General features: G+C 74.9%; 18 protein-coding genes and 1 pseudogene. 11 read left to right on the top strand and 8 right to left on the bottom strand.

Annotated elements, in window-relative coordinates; genetic code table 11:
* Positions 1–41: 41 nt before the first annotated feature.
* On the bottom strand, positions 42–1,334 hold the full coding sequence (locus AB0J86_RS13560; protein WP_363856719.1) for a D-alanyl-D-alanine carboxypeptidase: 1,293 nt from the start codon (positions 1,332–1,334) through the stop codon (positions 42–44).
* 97 nt (positions 1,335–1,431) lie between these two features.
* On the opposite strand from AB0J86_RS13560, the pseudogene AB0J86_RS13555 reads away from it, so the two are divergent.
* The 3 genes and pseudogenes from AB0J86_RS13555 to AB0J86_RS13545 form a co-directional block, all read left to right on the top strand.
* Positions 1,432–1,770, top strand: a pseudogene (locus AB0J86_RS13555) (DUF1622 domain-containing protein); the annotation flags it as partial.
* 158 nt (positions 1,771–1,928) lie between these two features.
* Positions 1,929–2,240 carry a hypothetical protein gene (locus tag AB0J86_RS13550; protein WP_363856718.1) on the top strand — a complete coding sequence of 104 codons (312 nt, stop codon included), beginning with the start codon at positions 1,929–1,931 and terminating at the stop codon, positions 2,238–2,240.
* 76 nt (positions 2,241–2,316) lie between these two features.
* Positions 2,317–2,718 (top strand): cell division protein CrgA, encoded by a 402-nt coding sequence (locus AB0J86_RS13545; RefSeq protein WP_363856716.1) that lies wholly within the window; start codon positions 2,317–2,319, stop codon positions 2,716–2,718.
* A 78-nt stretch (positions 2,719–2,796) separates the two neighbouring features.
* Here the strand turns inward: AB0J86_RS13545 and AB0J86_RS13540 are convergent, their stop codons facing one another.
* The 3 genes from AB0J86_RS13540 to AB0J86_RS13530 all read right to left on the bottom strand — a co-directional run bounded on the left by AB0J86_RS13540 (position 2,797) and on the right by AB0J86_RS13530 (position 5,159).
* Positions 2,797–3,705 (bottom strand): AraC family transcriptional regulator, encoded by a 909-nt coding sequence (locus AB0J86_RS13540; protein ID WP_363856714.1) that lies wholly within the window; start codon positions 3,703–3,705, stop codon positions 2,797–2,799.
* 7 nt (positions 3,706–3,712) lie between these two features.
* The gene (locus AB0J86_RS13535) at positions 3,713–4,315 is read right to left on the bottom strand and encodes an isochorismatase family protein (RefSeq protein WP_363856712.1); all 603 of its coding nucleotides are present in this window, start codon (positions 4,313–4,315) and stop codon (positions 3,713–3,715) included.
* A gap of 247 nt (positions 4,316–4,562) precedes the next feature.
* Positions 4,563–5,159 (bottom strand): pentapeptide repeat-containing protein, encoded by a 597-nt coding sequence (locus AB0J86_RS13530; protein ID WP_363856710.1) that lies wholly within the window; start codon positions 5,157–5,159, stop codon positions 4,563–4,565.
* A 321-nt stretch (positions 5,160–5,480) separates the two neighbouring features.
* On the opposite strand from AB0J86_RS13530, the gene AB0J86_RS13525 reads away from it, so the two are divergent.
* From AB0J86_RS13525 to AB0J86_RS13515, 3 genes are all read left to right on the top strand, one after another.
* Positions 5,481–6,206, top strand: a complete 726-nt coding sequence (locus tag AB0J86_RS13525; RefSeq protein WP_363856708.1) for a hypothetical protein — start codon at positions 5,481–5,483, stop codon at positions 6,204–6,206.
* Positions 6,207–6,469: 263 nt separating this feature from the next.
* Positions 6,470–7,408: a sigma-70 family RNA polymerase sigma factor gene (locus AB0J86_RS13520; RefSeq protein ID WP_363856706.1), complete on the top strand. Its 939-nt coding sequence runs from the start codon at positions 6,470–6,472 to the stop codon at positions 7,406–7,408.
* Between the two features lie 207 nt (positions 7,409–7,615).
* Positions 7,616–8,512, top strand: a complete 897-nt coding sequence (locus AB0J86_RS13515; protein ID WP_363856704.1) for an alpha/beta hydrolase — start codon at positions 7,616–7,618, stop codon at positions 8,510–8,512.
* Between the two features lie 91 nt (positions 8,513–8,603).
* On the opposite strand, the gene AB0J86_RS13510 is transcribed toward AB0J86_RS13515, so the two are convergent.
* From AB0J86_RS13510 to AB0J86_RS13500, 3 genes are all read right to left on the bottom strand, one after another.
* On the bottom strand, positions 8,604–8,972 hold the full coding sequence (locus AB0J86_RS13510; protein WP_363856702.1) for a DUF4259 domain-containing protein: 369 nt from the start codon (positions 8,970–8,972) through the stop codon (positions 8,604–8,606).
* Positions 8,973–8,979: 7 nt separating this feature from the next.
* The gene (locus tag AB0J86_RS13505) at positions 8,980–9,507 is read right to left on the bottom strand and encodes a DinB family protein (protein WP_363856701.1); all 528 of its coding nucleotides are present in this window, start codon (positions 9,505–9,507) and stop codon (positions 8,980–8,982) included.
* 331 nt (positions 9,508–9,838) lie between these two features.
* Complete coding sequence (locus AB0J86_RS13500; protein ID WP_363856699.1) at positions 9,839–10,306, bottom strand: Hsp20/alpha crystallin family protein; 468 nt, start codon at positions 10,304–10,306, stop codon at positions 9,839–9,841.
* A 308-nt stretch (positions 10,307–10,614) separates the two neighbouring features.
* Here AB0J86_RS13500 and AB0J86_RS13495 point away from each other — a divergent pair, with 308 nt between their 5' ends.
* Together AB0J86_RS13495 and AB0J86_RS13490 are read left to right on the top strand one after the other, a co-directional pair.
* Positions 10,615–11,397 (top strand): isocitrate lyase/phosphoenolpyruvate mutase family protein, encoded by a 783-nt coding sequence (locus AB0J86_RS13495; protein WP_363856697.1) that lies wholly within the window; start codon positions 10,615–10,617, stop codon positions 11,395–11,397.
* 61 nt (positions 11,398–11,458) lie between these two features.
* Positions 11,459–12,091: an alpha-ketoglutarate-dependent dioxygenase AlkB gene (locus AB0J86_RS13490; protein WP_363856695.1), complete on the top strand. Its 633-nt coding sequence runs from the start codon at positions 11,459–11,461 to the stop codon at positions 12,089–12,091.
* Between the two features lie 40 nt (positions 12,092–12,131).
* Here AB0J86_RS13490 and AB0J86_RS13485 read toward each other — a convergent pair whose 3' ends face one another.
* Positions 12,132–12,779, bottom strand: a complete 648-nt coding sequence (locus tag AB0J86_RS13485) for an NAD(P)-binding domain-containing protein (RefSeq protein ID WP_363856693.1) — start codon at positions 12,777–12,779, stop codon at positions 12,132–12,134.
* Positions 12,780–12,902: 123 nt separating this feature from the next.
* On the opposite strand from AB0J86_RS13485, the gene AB0J86_RS13480 reads away from it, so the two are divergent.
* The 3 genes from AB0J86_RS13480 to AB0J86_RS13470 all read left to right on the top strand — a co-directional run bounded on the left by AB0J86_RS13480 (position 12,903) and on the right by AB0J86_RS13470 (position 16,170).
* On the top strand, positions 12,903–13,337 hold the full coding sequence (locus AB0J86_RS13480) for a helix-turn-helix domain-containing protein (protein WP_363856691.1): 435 nt from the start codon (positions 12,903–12,905) through the stop codon (positions 13,335–13,337).
* A gap of 240 nt (positions 13,338–13,577) precedes the next feature.
* Entirely contained in the window at positions 13,578–13,754 is a 177-nt protein-coding gene (locus AB0J86_RS13475) for a hypothetical protein (protein WP_363856689.1), read from the top strand.
* A 37-nt stretch (positions 13,755–13,791) separates the two neighbouring features.
* Positions 13,792–16,170: an FxsB family cyclophane-forming radical SAM/SPASM peptide maturase gene (locus AB0J86_RS13470; RefSeq protein WP_363856687.1), complete on the top strand. Its 2,379-nt coding sequence runs from the start codon at positions 13,792–13,794 to the stop codon at positions 16,168–16,170.
* Positions 16,171–16,213 lie beyond the last annotated feature (43 nt).

The raw sequence follows: 16,213 nt of genomic DNA, 5'->3' as shown, positions 1-16,213 counted from the left end.
CCCGCGTGTCGCGACCACACGGCTCGACCCGCCCGTCGGAATCACATGCCTCGCCGGGCGCGGCGCCGCCTCACCAGCGCGAAGAGCAGCACCAGCGCCGCGAGCCCACCGCCGGCGAGCGCGGCCAGCAGCAGCGGCGAGCGCTCCCCGGTACCTCCGGCGGGGCGCACCTCGGCCGCGCCCTCCGCGGCGGCCCGGGCGACCGCGGAGGGGGCTGCCGCGGCCGGCGACGCCGTGGACCTGTCGGGGGTGCGGTCGACGAGCCGGCCGACGGCCGTGTCGGGGCGCAGCCCGAAGCCCCAGTCGAGCAGCGCGGCACCCTGCTGCCAGCCGGCCTGCGGCTGGTTCTCGGCGCCGAGCAGCGTCACCAGCAGCCGCCGGCCGTCGCGCTCCGCGGCCCCCACGAAGCTGTGCCGGGCCAGGTCGGTGTAGCCGGTCTTGCCGCCCAGCGCGCCCGGGTACTTGAAGAGCAGCTGGTTGTCGTTGAACATCGCGAAGCCGCGCGCGTGGGCCGGCGGCTGCGCCGGCACCTGCGCCTCCCGGGTGGAGGCGTAGCGGCGGAAGTCCTCCCGGGCGAAGCAGGCCCGCGCGATCAGGGCCAGGTCGTACGCGCTGGTGTACTGGCCCGGGCCGTCCAGGCCGGACGGGGTGGCGGCGTGCGTCTGGTACGCGCCCAGCCGGCGCGCCTCCGCGTTCATCTCCCGCAGCCCGCCGGCCAGCCCGTCCGGGCCGCCGCCGAGCCGGGCGAGCGTGTTCGCCGCGTCGTTGCCGGAGTTCAGCAGCAGCCCGAGCCAGAGGGTCTCGACCGTGTACTCGCCGTCGAGCACCAGCCCCATGGCCGAGCTGCCCGGCTCGAAGTCGAGGTCCCCGGCGGTGACCCGTACCTTCTGCTCCGGCTTCAGGTCGGGCATGAACGCCGCCGCGAGCAGCAGTTTCTGTACGCTCGCCGGCACGCCGTACTCGTGCGGGCCGCAGGCGCCCAGCACCGCGCCGGTGTTCAGGTCGGCCACCACCCAGGAGGTCGCGGTGACCGGCGGTGGCGTCGGGGTGCCGGGAGCGGTGGCGAGCCCCGCCGTGGCGAGGGCCGGCCCGCCGACCGCGCCCTGCGTGGCGTCGGGGGTCGGCCGGGCCGGGTGCGACGGGCGAGGCACCGCCGGTGACGGTTCGGGACACGGCCGGTGCGGGGCGCGGGCGGCCACGGCGACCTGTCCCGGGTGCGGTACGAGCGCGGCCACCCCGGCCGGCGCGGCCAGGGGCGTGGTCCCCCCGGTCAGCAGCGGCGACACCGCCAGCAGCGCGCTCACCAGGGCGGCGGCCGAACGCGAACGAGCCATGTAACGGAAGGTAATCCCCCGGGTGCCGCCGTGAAGTCGATTCGCCGGGATATCGTGCCTGCGATGCCGGTCGGCGCCGGGCGGGGTAGGGGGTGCGGTGGTGGGCGAGGACCTCCTGCGCCGGGTCGTCGAGGTGCTGGTCACCATCGTCGAGGCGGCCGGAGCCGGAGTGATCTTCATCGGCGCCGCCTGGGCGGTGATCCGCTTCGTGACGGAGGGGGTCCGGCACCGGCACAGCGCCGTCTTCACGCACATCCGGCTCGCGCTGGGCCGCTTCCTCACTCTCGGGCTGGAGTTCCAGCTCGCCGCCGACATCCTGCGTACCGCCGTCTCGCCGAGCTTCCAGCAGATCGGGCAGCTCGCCGCGATCGCCACCATCCGTACCGCGCTGAACTACTTCCTCCGGCGGGAGATCACCCAGGAACAGCGGCAGGTCGACGCGGCCGGGTCGGACCCGCGCTCCAGCGCGGCGGACGCCGGGGCGGACCGGTCGTCGGGCCCGACGGCGGCCGGAGTGGGCCCCTCGTCCGGCGCGGCGGAGGCCGGGTCGGGCGGTGGCGGCCGGGCCGGTGGGGCCGGTCCGGCCGGCGAGCCGTGAACGCGCTCGCCACGCTCCTCACCGCCGCCGGCCTGGCCGCCGCCGGCATCGTCCTGGTGGCCACCGGCTCCTGGCGCGCCGCGATCCGCATCCTGCTGGACCTGCTGACCGCGGCGGGGCTGATCCGGCTCGCCGGCGCGCGGGACTGGCCGGCGCTGGCCGGCGCCGCCGCGATCGTCGTACTGCGGCAGCTCCTCTCGGCGACGCTGCTCGGCCCGGGTGCGCCCCGGTTTCGGGTGCCGGGCCGGCGGCACGGCGGGCGGGTGGGCGAGGCGGAGTCGGGTACCGGGAAAGCGGCCCGTCCGTGACCCCGGTTGCCCAATTCCGCGTCAGCTAGATGACAGAGGGACACCTCGGCGAAGATCGAGAAGTACGTTCTTCCTCATGTCTGCGGATCGTGACGAGCAGGTCATCGCCGCCTATGGGGCGGGCGAGGACGTCGGGCAGATCGGACGGCGCTTCGGCATCTCCGAAGAGGAGGTCCGTCGGATCGTCGCGATGGAGGTAGGCGGCGGGATCGGGGCGGGAGGAGATCCATCTCAGGCGGCCCGACGGCGGCGCGGCCCGCTCGCCGTGACGGGCATCGTGCTGATGGTCGTCGGCCTGCTCTGCCCGTGCGCCGCGGGCGTCGCCTGGCTCGTCACGTTCTACGTCTCGGGGGCGGACTATCCCGTCTCCTCCTTGGGGTACGGAAATCTGGCGGTCGGCCTCAGTGGAATGTGCTGCGGCCTGGTCCTGAGCGTCACCGGTCTGATCCTGTTCCTGGTGGACCGTGGCAGGCGCTGAGGACGACCCGGGACGCGTCCGTCCCTGAGCGGTGAATCAGTCGTCCGCGCGGGATCGCCGCTGACCAGGTCCGTCCCGCTAGCCCGCGGTGCGGGCGCGCAGCCGGCGGAGCATGCGCGCGTCCTCGAACCCGACCGCCCGCGCGGCGGACTCGACCGTCGCGCCGTGCCCGATCAGGTGCTCGGCGCGTTCCAGCCGGAGCAGGTGCTGGTAGCGCAGCGGGCTCATCCCGGTCGCCTGGCCGAACTGCCGGGTCAGGGTCCGCTCGCTGACCCGGCAGGCCGAGGCCAGCTCGGCCAAGGGGAGCCGGTCGGTGAAGCGGGCGTCGATCAGGTCCTGCGCCCGGTGCACCACCTCGGCGAGGTGCGCGCGGTAGCGCAGCAGCACGCTCGCCTGCCGCTCGTGGCCGTTGCGCCGGGCGTACACCACCATCTCGCGGGCGATCCGGGCGGCGGTGGCCGGACCGTGCCGGGTCGCCACCAGGTGCAGCGCGAGGTCGATGCCGCTGGCGATGCCGGCCGAGGTGACGACCCGGTCGTCGACCACGTAGAGCACGTCCCGTACCACCGTGGCCGCCGGGTAGCGGCGCGCCAGCTCCTCCTGCAGGTCGTGGTGGGTGGTGCAGCGCCGCCCGTCGAGCAGTCCGGCGCTGCCCAGGGCGTGGGCGCCGCTACAGACGCTGGCGACGGTACCGCCGGCCGCGTGGTGGGCCGCCAGCCGCCGCCGGCTATCGGCGCCGATCCGGGGGTCACCGAGCGTGGGCGACCGCCACCCGGGTACGAGCACCAGGTCGTCCGGGCCTAGTTCCGGCCAGGCCAGCCCGGCGCGTACCGGCAGACCCTGCGCCGTCGGCACCTCCTCCCGCTCGCCCACGTAGTGCAGCCGGTAGTCGTGGCCGAAGTCGGCCGCGGTCGAGAAGACCTGGGCGGGACCGGCCAGGTCCAGCAGGTGCAGCTGCGGGACGAGCAGGAAGACCACGTGCGGCACGGTCCGGTCAGCCTCCCACCCCGGCCGGCACGCCGGTCAGTTCGGCGACGGTACGGATGGTGGCGAAGCGCCCGGCCAGGGCGTACTCGGTCCGGGCGATGATCTCGTCGGTGCCGAGGGTGCGTGGGTCGGCGAGGATCTCGGCGACCGTACGGTCCGCCGGCGCGTCCCGGTGCGGGATCGGGTTCGTGGCGGTCGCGTCGGTCACGAAGTCGACCTCGAAGCCCAGGTCGGAGGCGATCCGGGCGGTGGTCTCGCAGCACTGCTCGGTACGGATGCCGCAGACGGCCAGCCGGCGGATCCCCCGTACGGTGAGCAGCTGCTGGAGGTTCGTGGTGGTGAACGCGTTGTGCGACGTCTTGGTCAGCGTCGGCTCACCCTCGTGTGCCTGGAGCCCGTCCATCAGCCGGACGCCGCCGTGCGCCGGGTCGAACGGGCCGCCGCTGCCCGGCTCGCTGTGCAGGACCCAGACCACCAGGTCGTCCGCGGCCCGGGCGGCACCGACCAGGCGGTTGACCTGATCGACCAGGTCGGGATTCGAGTTGGCCGACCAGAGTTCCCGGCGGTGGAACGACTCCTGCACGTCGATCACGATAAGTGCGCTGCTCATGGCCCTAGCCTGCGCCCCACGGGCGAACCGCCGGAAGGCATCATCCCGCCCGGGGGCGGACCGATCCGGTCACGCGGGCGGCGCGCGACGGCGAACACGACAGATTCACAGAATGAGTCGCTATCCGTCCGGCGATAGCCACTCATTCTGTGAACCTGCGCGATGCCCGCGTCGTGCCCGCCCGGCTGCCCGCCCGCGTCGTGCCCGCCCGGGCGCTGCCGCCGGACGCGGCGTCGCCGGCGGGCGGTCAGCCGATCCGGAAGCCGAGCGCCTGGGCGATCACCACGGCCTGCTCGGGGACGATGAGCGCGTCGCGCAGCCCCCGGCTGGTCGTCGGGTCGAGCGCGCTGAGGTCGCTGCGGCGCAGGTCGCAGCGCTCGACGTTCACGCCGTGCAGCTGGGCGCCGGAGAGATCCGTACCGGTGACGGCGGCGCCCGCGAGGTTGGCGCCGGTCAGGTCCACCTCGCGCATCCGTACCCCGTCGATGGTGACGCCGTGCAGGTCGGCGCCGGGCAGGCCGACGAACGACCAGTCGCCGCCGGTGATCCGCAGCGGGCGCAGCGTGCACTCGGCGAAGGTGCTGCCCACGAGCTTGCAGCCGGTGAACTCGGCCTCGAAGAAGTTGCTGCGCTGGAAGGTGCAGCGCAGGAACGCCGAGTCGGTGTGCCGGGAGGCGTTGAAGCGTACGTTGCCGAAGGTGCACTCGGTGAAGACGGCGCCCCGGGTCAGCGACTCGGTGAGATCGATGCCGTGGAACGTGCACCTCTGGTAGGCGCGTTCGACCATCTCCTCGCCGTACCAGTCCTCGTTCCGGAACGACTCGCCCTCGATCACATCCGCCACCGGCCCAGGCTAGGCCGTGTCCTGACCGGAGAGCCCGGAGGCTGAGGCGACGGGCACGGCGGAAGTCGGCACTCCGGGAGTGACTGCCGTAAGTCGGTCATGTCCGGCTCATGAGGTCATCGCATTCTTCCTGCTGATTGGGTGTGACATGGCCCACCAGTGTGCCCGCGGTCGTTGCCCGCGCGTCGCCCCGGCGGGCAGGGTCCATGCTGTCGCTTGTCGCGCCGGTACCGCCGCGAAGTGGCGTGCCGCCGCCCGCTCCGCCGGACGGTCGCCCGGACCGTTGCCCGGCGCTTCGCACCGAGTCCCAGGGAGCCACCCGTGCCCGCCCACCGCCGCCCCCGCCCACCCGTGAACCGCGCCGCCGTCGGTCTGCTCGCCGCCGCCATCGTCGGCGGTACCGGGCTGGGCCTGGTGCTGACCGGCAGCGAGGAGACCGCCCCGACCTCGGCCGCGCCCCGTACCGAGGCGCGGGCGTCGGCCGGCCCGACCGGCGGCGGGACCGCGACCGGGCAGGCCACGCCCGGCGCGCCGGCCACGGCCGATCCCCGCCCGGCCGACTCCGGCACGCCGCTGGCGGTAACCGGCACGCCCGATCCCGCGCTGCCGCCCGCGGTACCCGTGCCCGGCGGCGCTCCCGCGACGGCGGCCGGCGGTTCGGCGCCGCAGACCACCGCGCCGCAGACCACTACGCCGCAGGCCACCGGGCCGGCGGCTCCGACGACGTCCCCGTCCGCCCACACCGGCACACCTCGCCCCTCGGGCGGCCCGACGACCCCCGCCGGTAGCCCCGGCCCGTCGGGCAGTCCCACTCCCTCCGGGAGCCCTTCGCCCGACCCGAGCCCGACGCACTCCTGGCCGAGCGGTCCCACTCCCAGCGGTCCGGCGCCGAGCGGCCCCGCCCCGACGAGCCCGGTCCCGACGAGCCCGGTCCCGACGGCTTCCGCGCCCGGCGATCCCGAGCCGGGTGAGAGCGCCACCGACCCGGCCGCGACCTCGTCACCGGCCCGGACCACCGCGCCCACGGAGACCGCGTCGGGCCGCTGAGCTTCCGGCCCTGCGGTACCGACCCTCGCCCGGGTACCGACCCCGGCGGCGCCGCCGGCCTGGTCGGCGTGTCCCGGTCGCCGGCATCGCCGGCCGGGCCTGGTCGGCGTGTCCTCGGTCCCGTCGCCGCGGGCCGATCTCCGTCGACCCGGCACGGACCGGGACAATCGGGGAACACGGGCCCGGTGCGCTCCGCCGGCAGCGGCGAACTCCGCCGTAGCGCGGTGCGGGCAGGCGGCGCGAGACGGGGGAAGGGGTACGGGATGGCCGCGGACGGGGTGCCGGACGTCGAACTGGTACGTGCCGCCCGGTCGGGTGACGGCACGGCGCTCGGCGTGCTGCTGTCCCGGCACGCCGCCGGCATGCAGGCCGTCGCGGTGAGCCTGCTCGGGTACGGCGCCGACGCCGAGGACGCCGTCCAGGACGCGATGCTAATGGCGATGCGCCGGATCGAGGAGCTGCGCGATCCGGCGGCCGTGGGTCCGTGGCTGCGGGCGATCGTCCGCAACGGCTGCCGGATGCGGCTGCGGGCGGCCCGACCGGTGGTCCTGGGCGACGTGGAGGGGCTGGTGTTGCCCTCGGCCGAGCCCACCCCGGAGGAGCTGCTGGACCGGCGCTCGCTGCGGGACTGGATCTGGCACGCGCTCGGCGGGCTCACCGAGCCGCTGCGGCTGGTCGCCCTGCTGCGCTACTTCAGCGACGTGTCGTCGTACGACCAGATCGCCGCGCTGCTCGGCGTCCCGGTCGGTACCGTCCGCAGCCGGCTCAACCAGGCCCGGAGCAAGCTCGCCGCCGCTCTGATGGAGAGCGCGAGCGCCGCCCACGACGACGCCGTCGCCCACAACGCCGAGCGCCGCCGGGAGGCCGAGGAGACGCTGGCGGCCGCCCGACGGGGCGAGTTCGCGGCCGTCGTACGCGAAACCTGGGCGCCGGACGCGGAGATGATCGGGCCCGGCGGCGAGCGCGGCGGCCAGGACTTCGCGGTCCTCGGCATGGAGCGTGACCTGAGCCACGGCGTGCGGCAGCGCATCACCAATGTGGTGGCCAGCGGGGACGTGATGATCTGGGAGGCCGACCTGATCAGCCCGCCGGACGACCCGGAGCACTGCCCGCCCGCCGTGCTCTGGCTGCACCGCCTGCACGCGGGCCGGGTCCAGCAGCTGCGGCTCTTCCACCCGCGTCCGGCGCTCACCGTCGCCTGAGCCGGCCCGCGCGGGTGTCGCCTGATCCGGGCCGAGCGGGTGCCGCCTGCGCCGGGCCGAGCGGGCGTTGGCTGAGCCGGCCCGGGCGGTGGCGGCCCGGCTGGAAAAAATCTTGGGCGGCGATCGAACTCGACCGGGGGTCGCGGCATCTCGGTGGTGTCAACCGAATCGGGCCTGACCCAGGCCGCGACCGTAGGGGATCGTCACATGAGTTCCACCAGCACCACCGGCACCGGCACCGACGCCCTCGCCCCGGGCCGCCATGTACTGGAGATCGAGGGGGTGCGGCAGGTTTACCACGTCGCGGGGACCGGCCCGGTCTGCGTGGCGCACTCCGGGGGACCGGGGATCGACTGGCCGTACCTGCGCATGCCGGCCCTGGAGCAGCGCCTGACGATGGTGTACCTGGAGCCGGTCGGTACCGGTACCTCCGGACGGCTGGCCGACCCCCGCGACTACCGGCTCGACACGTACGTGCGGTTCCTGCACGGCGTGATCGAGCACCTCGGCCGGCCGGAGGTGTTCCTGCTCGGCCACTCGCACGGCGGCTTCGTCGCGCAGCGCTACGCCCTGACGCACCCCGGGCGCCTCGCCGGCCTGATCCTCTTCGACACCTCGCCGGTCACCGGCGAGGAGTTCTGGGCGGCGGCGATGGCGAACGTGGCCGCCTATCCGGCGCGGCATCCGGACCGGCCCGAGGCGGCCGAGCTGCCGGTGGCGTTCCAGGCGGCGCTGGCCGCCGACACCGACGAGGCGTACACGGAGGCGCTGCGGCGCATCCTGCCGCTCTACTTCGCGGACTACTGGGCGCGCCAGGCCGAGCTGGCGCCGGCGTTCGCCGGACTCCGGGCCTGGATCGACCCGATGCGCGGGGAGGAGCCGGCGCCGTTCGACGTACGGGAGCGGCTCGGCGCGCTGGCGCTGCCCACGCTGATCCTGGTGGGGGAACACGACTTCATCTGCGGTACCCGTTGGGCCCGCATGCTGCACGACGGAATCCCCGGCTCCCGCCTCGTGGTGCTGGCCGAGAGCGGGCACATGGGGCACATCGAACAGGCAGATCTCTTCGTCACCGAGGTGCTCCGGTTCGCCACGGAGGAGTGACGACCGGAACAGCTTCGACCGACGGCCGGGACCGCCCCGACTGACGAGCGGACCTGCCCCGGCTGACGACCCGGGGCGCCGTCGGCCGGGACTATCTCGCGGCGACCGCGGCGGCGAGCCGTTCGAACGTCTCGACGAGTACGGCTCGTCGCCGCTGCCGGGCCTCGGGGCTCGGTATCAGCTCCTCGACCGCCTCGTCCCAGACGGCCAGGTAGCGCCGCCGCCACTCGGCGACCGTCGCCGCGTCGGGCAGCGTCACGCCGACCCAGCGCTGCTCGGCGAGGAGGCAGAGCAGTTCGAGGTTGCAGGGTACGGCCACACCCCAGTACTCGTCCGGCTCGATCTCGTCGGGGTCGCTCGCCATCGCCTCGGTGACCTCGTCGAGGAGCCGAGCGGTGACGATGGAGAGGTGGTCGGCGGCGGTGTCGTTGTCGAAGTTGCCGATGCCCCAGCTGCCCATGGTCTCCTCAGTCCGTCAGGACGAGCCAGGTCCGGCCGTCGGTCAGCTCGCGGGCCGCGTCGAGATGTCCGGCATGGCACGCGGTCTCGGTGATGACGTGCAGGATCGTCTCCCGCAGGCTCTGGGCCCGCTGTCCGCCGAACATGTCCTCGGGCCACCAGGCCGGCCCGGCGTCGAGGTCACCGGCCCTGATGATCTCGTCGGCCCGGTCGATCTCGTCCCGGTACAGGTCGAAGACGGCCTCGGCCGGTACGTCGTCGGCGACCTGCCAGGCGGCGTCCCCGGATTTCAGCTCGACCTGCTCGCCGGCGATGACGGCGCGGAACCAGAAGCGCTCCACGTCGAGCGCGAGGTGCTGCACCAGCCCCAGGCACGTCCAGCCCGAGGGGAGGGCCGGCCGGCGCAGCGCCTCGTCGGGCAGCCCCTCCAGGATTCCGAGCACGTGCCGGCGCTGACCGGTCAGGCTGGCGAGCAGGGCCCGGGTCTCCTCGGCGAGCAGGGTCGCGGACTCGTCGGGCACGGCCGTTTCCGCCATGGCTCCTCCATTTGCGCTGCTACCGCCCTTGCTCCAGCCGCCGGGGCGCGGTACGGGCGATCTTAGCGGGCGGGGGCGACGCAACGCGCTCGGCCGATTCGGGCCGGGAGGGAGCGGCATCGGGCCATATTGATCTTCACGTGGTAGGGCTGTACGCAGAACCCGGTGCCCGGATATCGGCTCTCTATCAGGCCGGTGGGCGCCGGAGAGGACTCCGGCGCCCACAAGAGATGATCTGGCAGATGGTCGGTACCGTCCGCGACGGGCGGGACCCGGCCGGGCGGCGTGCCCATGACCGAAACCGGCGCCGGGTCCCGTGCCGCCGCCACCGTCAGGACGCGGACCGCTCCAGCGCCGGGGTCTCGGACGCGGTGCCGGAGAGCACCTGGCCGGAGCCGCCGACGGTGACGGGGATGCGGCGCGGCTTGGCGTGTTCGGCCACCGGGATCGTCACGGTGAGCACGCCGTCGGAGTGGGTGGCCGTGATGCGCGTCGCGTCGACGCCGTCACCGAGCGACAGCCTCCGCTGGTACCGGCCGGTGCGCCGCTCCCGGCTCAGCCACCGCACGTCGTCCGGGCGAGCGCTGCGCTCGGCCGTGATGGTCAGCACGGAGCCCTCGACGTTGATCTCCACCGACCCGGGATCGACACCGGGCAGGTCGCAGTGGAGTACGTAGTGGTCGCCGGACCGGTAGAGGTCCATCGGCATCGCCAGCGGGCCGCGTACCGAGCCCGTGCCGGCGAGCATCTGCTCGGCGAGCCGGTCGAACTCACGGAACGGATCGAATGCCAGTACCACGTGGACCACCTCCTACTCGCGCGTCCGCCGGGCTCTCCGGCGGGCGGTGGCACTGCCTTCCGCGCCCGCGCGGCGGTGGTCTTCCGCACCGCGCTGGCTGGGCGCGACACCTATCTTTTTAGCACTCTCCCCCTCCGAGTGCCAAGCGTTCCCGGAAGGATCCGCGTCCCGTCCGCCGGCACCCGCGGAAGCTCCCCCGTCGCCGTCCGGGCGCGGCGCGGAGACCTCCCGGCCGGGGGGATTGGCCGGAGCCATCGGACCCCGATTGGCCCTTACGGCGTGCCAATCGCGGTCCTAGCGTGGCGGGCATGAGTGTGCGGAGCGACATCGGGCGAGCCGGGGTCCTGCGGGCGTTGCACCGTCCCGGCGACCCGCTCGTGCTGCCCAACGCCTGGGACGCCGGCACGGCCCGGGCGGTCGAGGCCGCGGGGTTCCCGGCCGTGGCCACCAGCAGCGCCGCCGTGGCGGAGTCCCTGGGGTACGCCGACGGCGAGGCGACACCGCCCGGCGAGATGCTGGCCGCGGTGGCCCGCGTCGCCCGCGCCGTGGCCGTGCCGGTCACCGCCGACCTGGAGCGGGGGTACGGGATGGCGCCCACGGAACTGGTCGAGCGGCTCGCCGCCACCGGCGCGGTCGGCTGCAACCTGGAGGACAGCGACCCGCGTACCGGCGAACTCGTCGATCCGCAGGAGCAGGCCGACTTCCTCGCCGCGGTCCGGGCCGCCGCCGACGACGCCGGCGTGGACCTGGTGCTCAACGCCCGGGTCGACGTCTACCTCGCGGGCGGTACGGGCGACCCGACCGAGCGGCTGGCCGAGGCGGTGCGGCGGGCCCGGCGGTACGCGGCGGCCGGGGCCGACTGCGTGTACCCGATCGGCGCCACCGGGCCGGACGACCTCCGGGCGCTGGTACGGGACGCCGGCGCGCCGGTCAACGTGCTGTTCCGGCCGGGCGCGCCGAGCCTGCCCCAGCTCGCGGAGTTCGGGGTGGCCCGGGTGAGCTTCGGCGGCGGGCTCTACCGGGCCGCGCGGGCCGACCACGGGCGGATGCTCGACGCGGTCCGGGCCGGGCGCGACCCGTACCGGCCGTGACCGGGGAGAACGCCCTGGAGGGGGGTTAGTACGCCTGTTCGAGCAGGCGTAGGGTGGCCGTATGACGCACGCGGTCTACCAGCCCTCGATGCTGGACCTGGCGCCGGAGGCGACGCTCGGCCCGCTCGCCGGTAGCCTCCGCCGGCACCGGCTCACCCGTGGCGCCTGGGTCGACCACCTGCCCGGCTGGGTGCGCGGGTCGGACCTGGTGCTGCCGACTTTGCTGACCGAGGTCGACTGGCGCGCCGAGCGCCGCACCATGTACGAGAACCGGGTCGACGTGCCCCGCCTGCTGCGCTGGTACGGCCGGGACGAGCCGCTGCCGCACGACCTGCTCACCGAGGCCCGCCGGCGGTTGAACGAGCACTACGCCGACGAACTGGGCGAGCCGTTCGTCACCGCCGGCATGTGCCTCTACCGCGACGGCCGGGACAGCGTCGCCTGGCACGGCGACACGATCGGGCGCGGGTCCCGCGTCGACACGATGGTCGCCATCGTCTCGTTCGGGTCGCCCCGGCCGCTGCTGCTCCGCCCGCGCGACGGCGGCGCGAGCCTGCGCTTCCCGCTCGGCCACGGCGACCTGATCGTGATGGGCGGCTCCTGCCAGCGCACCTGGGAGCACGCCGTGCCGAAGACCGCCAAGCCGGTCGGCCCCCGGGTCAGCGTCCAGTTCCGCCCCGCCGGCGTCGCCTGACCGCCCGCGCCGGCGCGGGGGAGTCGCCGCCGGGCACGGGTCACCTGGCGATGGCGAGGCCGAACGGGACCGGCCCGAGCGCCGCGACCAGCGGGCGGACCATGAGGATGAAGCTCTCCGGCCACCACGCGGTCGCCAGCCCGCCGAGGTCGACGATCCACTCGGCCGGCCAGCCGAGATCGGCGAGCAGTTCGCGGGCGACGGCCCTGGCCCGGGAGTCGTCGGCCGAGAGGAAGGCCGACGGGGGAGCCGACGCGGTGGCGGGGGCGGCCATCAGCTCCGCCGGCCCCATCGTGTTGAGCGTCTTGACCACCCGGATGTCGGGCAGCTCCCGCTGGATCGCCTCGGCGAGGCTGCCGCCGGGGTACAGCAGCGCGCTGGCGAACCCGTCCGGGCCGTGCTCGACGGCGTTCGCCACGTCGACGAGGACCTTCCCGGCCAGCGCGCCGCGCAGCTCGCCCAGGCTCCGTACGGCGACGTGACCCGGCAGCGCGTTGACGACCACGTCCGCGGCGGCGGCGCCGGGCAGGTCGGTGAGCCGGATCCGCCGCCCCGGGGCGGCGTCCACCCAGGCGAGCGGGCGCTCGGGGGTTCGCGAGCCGACGGCGACGGTACGCCCCGAGGCGGCCAGTCCGGTGGCGAGCACCCGGCCGACGTTGCCGGTACCCAGGATCCCGATCGTGCGCATGTTCTTCCCTTCGCTGGTCCGTGGCGGCCGGATGGCGGCGTCACCTCCGGCGAAGCTAAGGTCGGCGCGCGCGATCGGGGCAGTACGCACCTTGGGGTGCCCAACGCACGCGGAGGTACGCCGATGACCACCCGGACCGCCGCCCAGCGGCGCGAGCAGGCGCGGGCCGAGCACCTGCGGCGCATGGCGCTGTGCCCCACTTTGCGGATGCTGGATCGGATGGGCGACAAATGGGTGGGTCTCGTGCTGCGGGAATTGGCCTCGGGGCCGCTGCGCTCCGGTGAGCTTTCCCGTGCGCTCGCCGGGGCCAGCCAGAAAATGCTCACCCAGACCCTGCGGGGCCTGGAACGCGACGGGCTGCTCTCCCGGTCGGTCACCGGGTCGGTTCCGGTTCGGGTGGAATACCGGCTCACGCCGCTCGGCCGGAGTCTCCTGCCGGTCATCGAGGCGGTCACGGACTGGGCCGAGCGGCACGTGGTGGAGCTGGACCGGGCCCGGAAGCGGTACGACCGGACGATCGAGGCACGCGACGCGGGCGACCGGGGCGTAGTGCAGTAGATCGAAGTCGGCAAATTCATTCGCGTATCGGTCCGGTTCGGTTCGCACCGATCGGCGCGAATGGGGACGTCCGCCCCGACGGGTCGGCGAACGCGCGGTGAAATGGCATTTCCATGCGGATGGGATGCGTTCGGCACCGGTGACATGACCTCGACCGGCCTCTATGCTACGAACCAGGCGAGGTTTCCGCCGCCGCCAGTTCCCGATCCGTCCGCGCGCACCGTCCTTGGGGGAATCGCCGTGGATCATGTCGTAACCGCTCAGACCAAGCAGCCGCCGGCCGACCTGTTCGCCATCCGGCGCACTCCGCTGCACCAACTCTCCGCCGCCCAGGTGCGTCCCGTCGTCGACCGGATCGTCCAGCGCGGCACCAGCACGGCGACCGTGGACGTCGCCACCTTCAACTCCTCGATCTGACGTCGCTCCGGTGTCGACCGCACGAGGCGCACCGCCCGTGCGGTCGCGCCCGCTCACCCAGTACGTCCTCAAGGTGCACAGCCGGTGCGACCTGGCGTGCGACCACTGTTACGTCTACCGGCACGCCGACCAGAGCTGGCGTGGGCGACCGAGGGCGATCGACCGGGAGACGGTACGCGCCGCCGCCGCCCGGATCGCCGAGCACGCCCGGGCGCACCGGCTGCGCCGGGTCCGCGTCGTGCTGCACGGCGGCGAGCCGCTGCTGCTCGGGCCGGTCCGGCTGCGCGCCCTGCTCGCGCAGCTGACCGCCACGATCGCCCCGGTCGCCGAGCTGGACCTGCGGATGCAGTCCAACGGCGTCCTGCTCACCCCGGCGCTCTGCGAACTCCTCGCCGAGTACGGCGTGCGCGTCGGCATCTCGCTCGACGGCGACGCCGAGGCGAACGACCGGCACCGGCGCTTCGCCGACGGTACGGGCAGCCACGCCCAGGTACGCCGCGCGCTGGCGCTGCTGCGCCGGCCCGAGTACCGCCGGAGCTACGCCGGCCTGCTCTGCACCATCGACGTACGCAACGACCCGATCCGGGTCTACGAGGCGCTGCTCGCCGAGGAGCCGCCCCGGATCGACCTGCTGCTGCCGCACGCCACCTGGAACCAGCCGCCGTACCGCCCGGACGGGGCGGCCACGCCGTACGCGGACTGGCTGTACCGCATCTACCGGCGCTGGCTCGCCGACGGCCGGCCGGTACCGATCCGGCTCTTCGACTCTTTGATCTCCACCGCCGCCGGTGGTCCGAGCGGCACCGAGGCGGTCGGGCTCGACCCGGCCGACCTCGTCGTGATCGAGACGGACGGGGCCTGGGAGCTGGCCGACTCGATGAAGACCACCTACGACGGGGCGGCCGGCACGGGCCTCGACGTCTTCGCCCACGCCGTCGACGAGGTCGCCGGACACCCGGAGGTCGCCGTCCGGAGCACCGGCCTGGCCGAGCTCTGCCAGACCTGCCGGCAGTGCCCGGTGGTCCGGCAGTGCGGCGGCGGCCTGCGGGCCCACCGCTACCGCGACGGCACCGGCTTCGACAACCCGTCCGCCTACTGCGCCGACCTCAAGGAGCTGATCCGGTCGATGAACCTGGACCCGCCGCCCGCCGTACCGGCCGTCGGGACCGGCGCCGAGCCGGCCGCGGGCGCCGTCGACCTGCTCCCGCAGGGGCAGGTCCGCGCCGCGCTCCTCGACGACCTCGGCTCCGGCCCCGGCTCGGCCGCCACCGTCGGCTCTCTGGCCGCCTCCCAACTCGCCATCGTCCGGGCGCTGCTGGCCGAGGCCGCCGGCGGGCTGACCGGCGCCGTGCCGGCCCGCGCCTGGGAGCTGCTCGGCCAGCTGGACGGCGCGGCGCCCGAGGCCGTCGACGCCGTGCTCGCCCACCCGTACGCCCGGGGCTGGGTCCAGGGCCGCCTCGACCCGCGTACCGCGGCGGCCACCGACCCGGCGCACCTCGCGGCGCTGGCCGCGGCCGCCGCGATCCAGGCCGGGGTGAGCACCGACGTCGAGGTGCCGGCCCGGTCCGGGCTGCTGTGGCTGCCGGGGCTCGGCGCGCTCGCGCTGGACCAGCCGGCCGGCGGCGGTACGGTCCGGCTGGCGGTCGACGCCGCCGGCTTCGTGGCCCAGGCGGGGGACCGCACGGTACGGGTGCCGCTCGACGGCTCGGGTCCGACCCCGCCCGGCTGGCAGCCGGCCCGGTTCGTCGAGGCGGAGTCCTGGCGGCTGCTCGTGGAGGACCTCGACCCGTACCGCGACTGCTACGACCGGCCGGCCACCGCCCGGCTCACCCCCGAGCGGGCGGCGACCTGGCGGCGGCACCTCGCCGCCGCGGCGGCCCTCGTCCGGCGGGACGTCCCCGGCCACCTGCCCGGCCTGCGGGTCGGGCTGCGCGCGGTGACCCCGCTGGCCGACGACCCGCACGGGCGGCTGCACAGCGGTACGTCCCGGCACGCCTTCGGCGCGGTCGGTACCGTCCTCGCCCCGGCCGAGGAGCTGGCCGTGCTGCTGGTGCACGAGTTCCAGCACGTCAAGCTCGGCGCGGTGCTCGACCTCTGTGATCTCGTGGACCCGACCGAGCGGGTCCGCCTGGTCGTGCCCTGGCGGCCCGATCCGCGCCCGGTGGAGGGGGTGCTCCAGGGCACGTACGCCCATCTCGCCATCGCGGAGATCTGGCGGGCCCGGCCGGGCGACGTGGCGGCCGAGCGGTTCCGGATGTACCGGGACTGGACGGCGGGCGCCGTCGAGGCGCTGCTCGCCACCGGTGGGCTCACCGGCGACGGGGAGCGTTTCGTCCGGCGGATGGGCGAGACGGTGGCGGCCTGGGCCGATCGCGGGGAACGGTCTGACCGGCCGGGCGAGGCCGACCGGTCCTGAACGCCATGGTCGGGCTGGCGCGGGTACGCCTAACCTGGGAAGC

This window comes from Micromonospora sp. NPDC049559, assembly GCF_040676675.1.
Classification (GTDB): Bacteria; Actinomycetota; Actinomycetes; order Mycobacteriales; family Micromonosporaceae; genus JBFAPK01.
The sequence above is the reverse complement of the archived record's forward strand: the minus strand, read 5'-3'. Positions and strand labels throughout refer to the sequence as shown.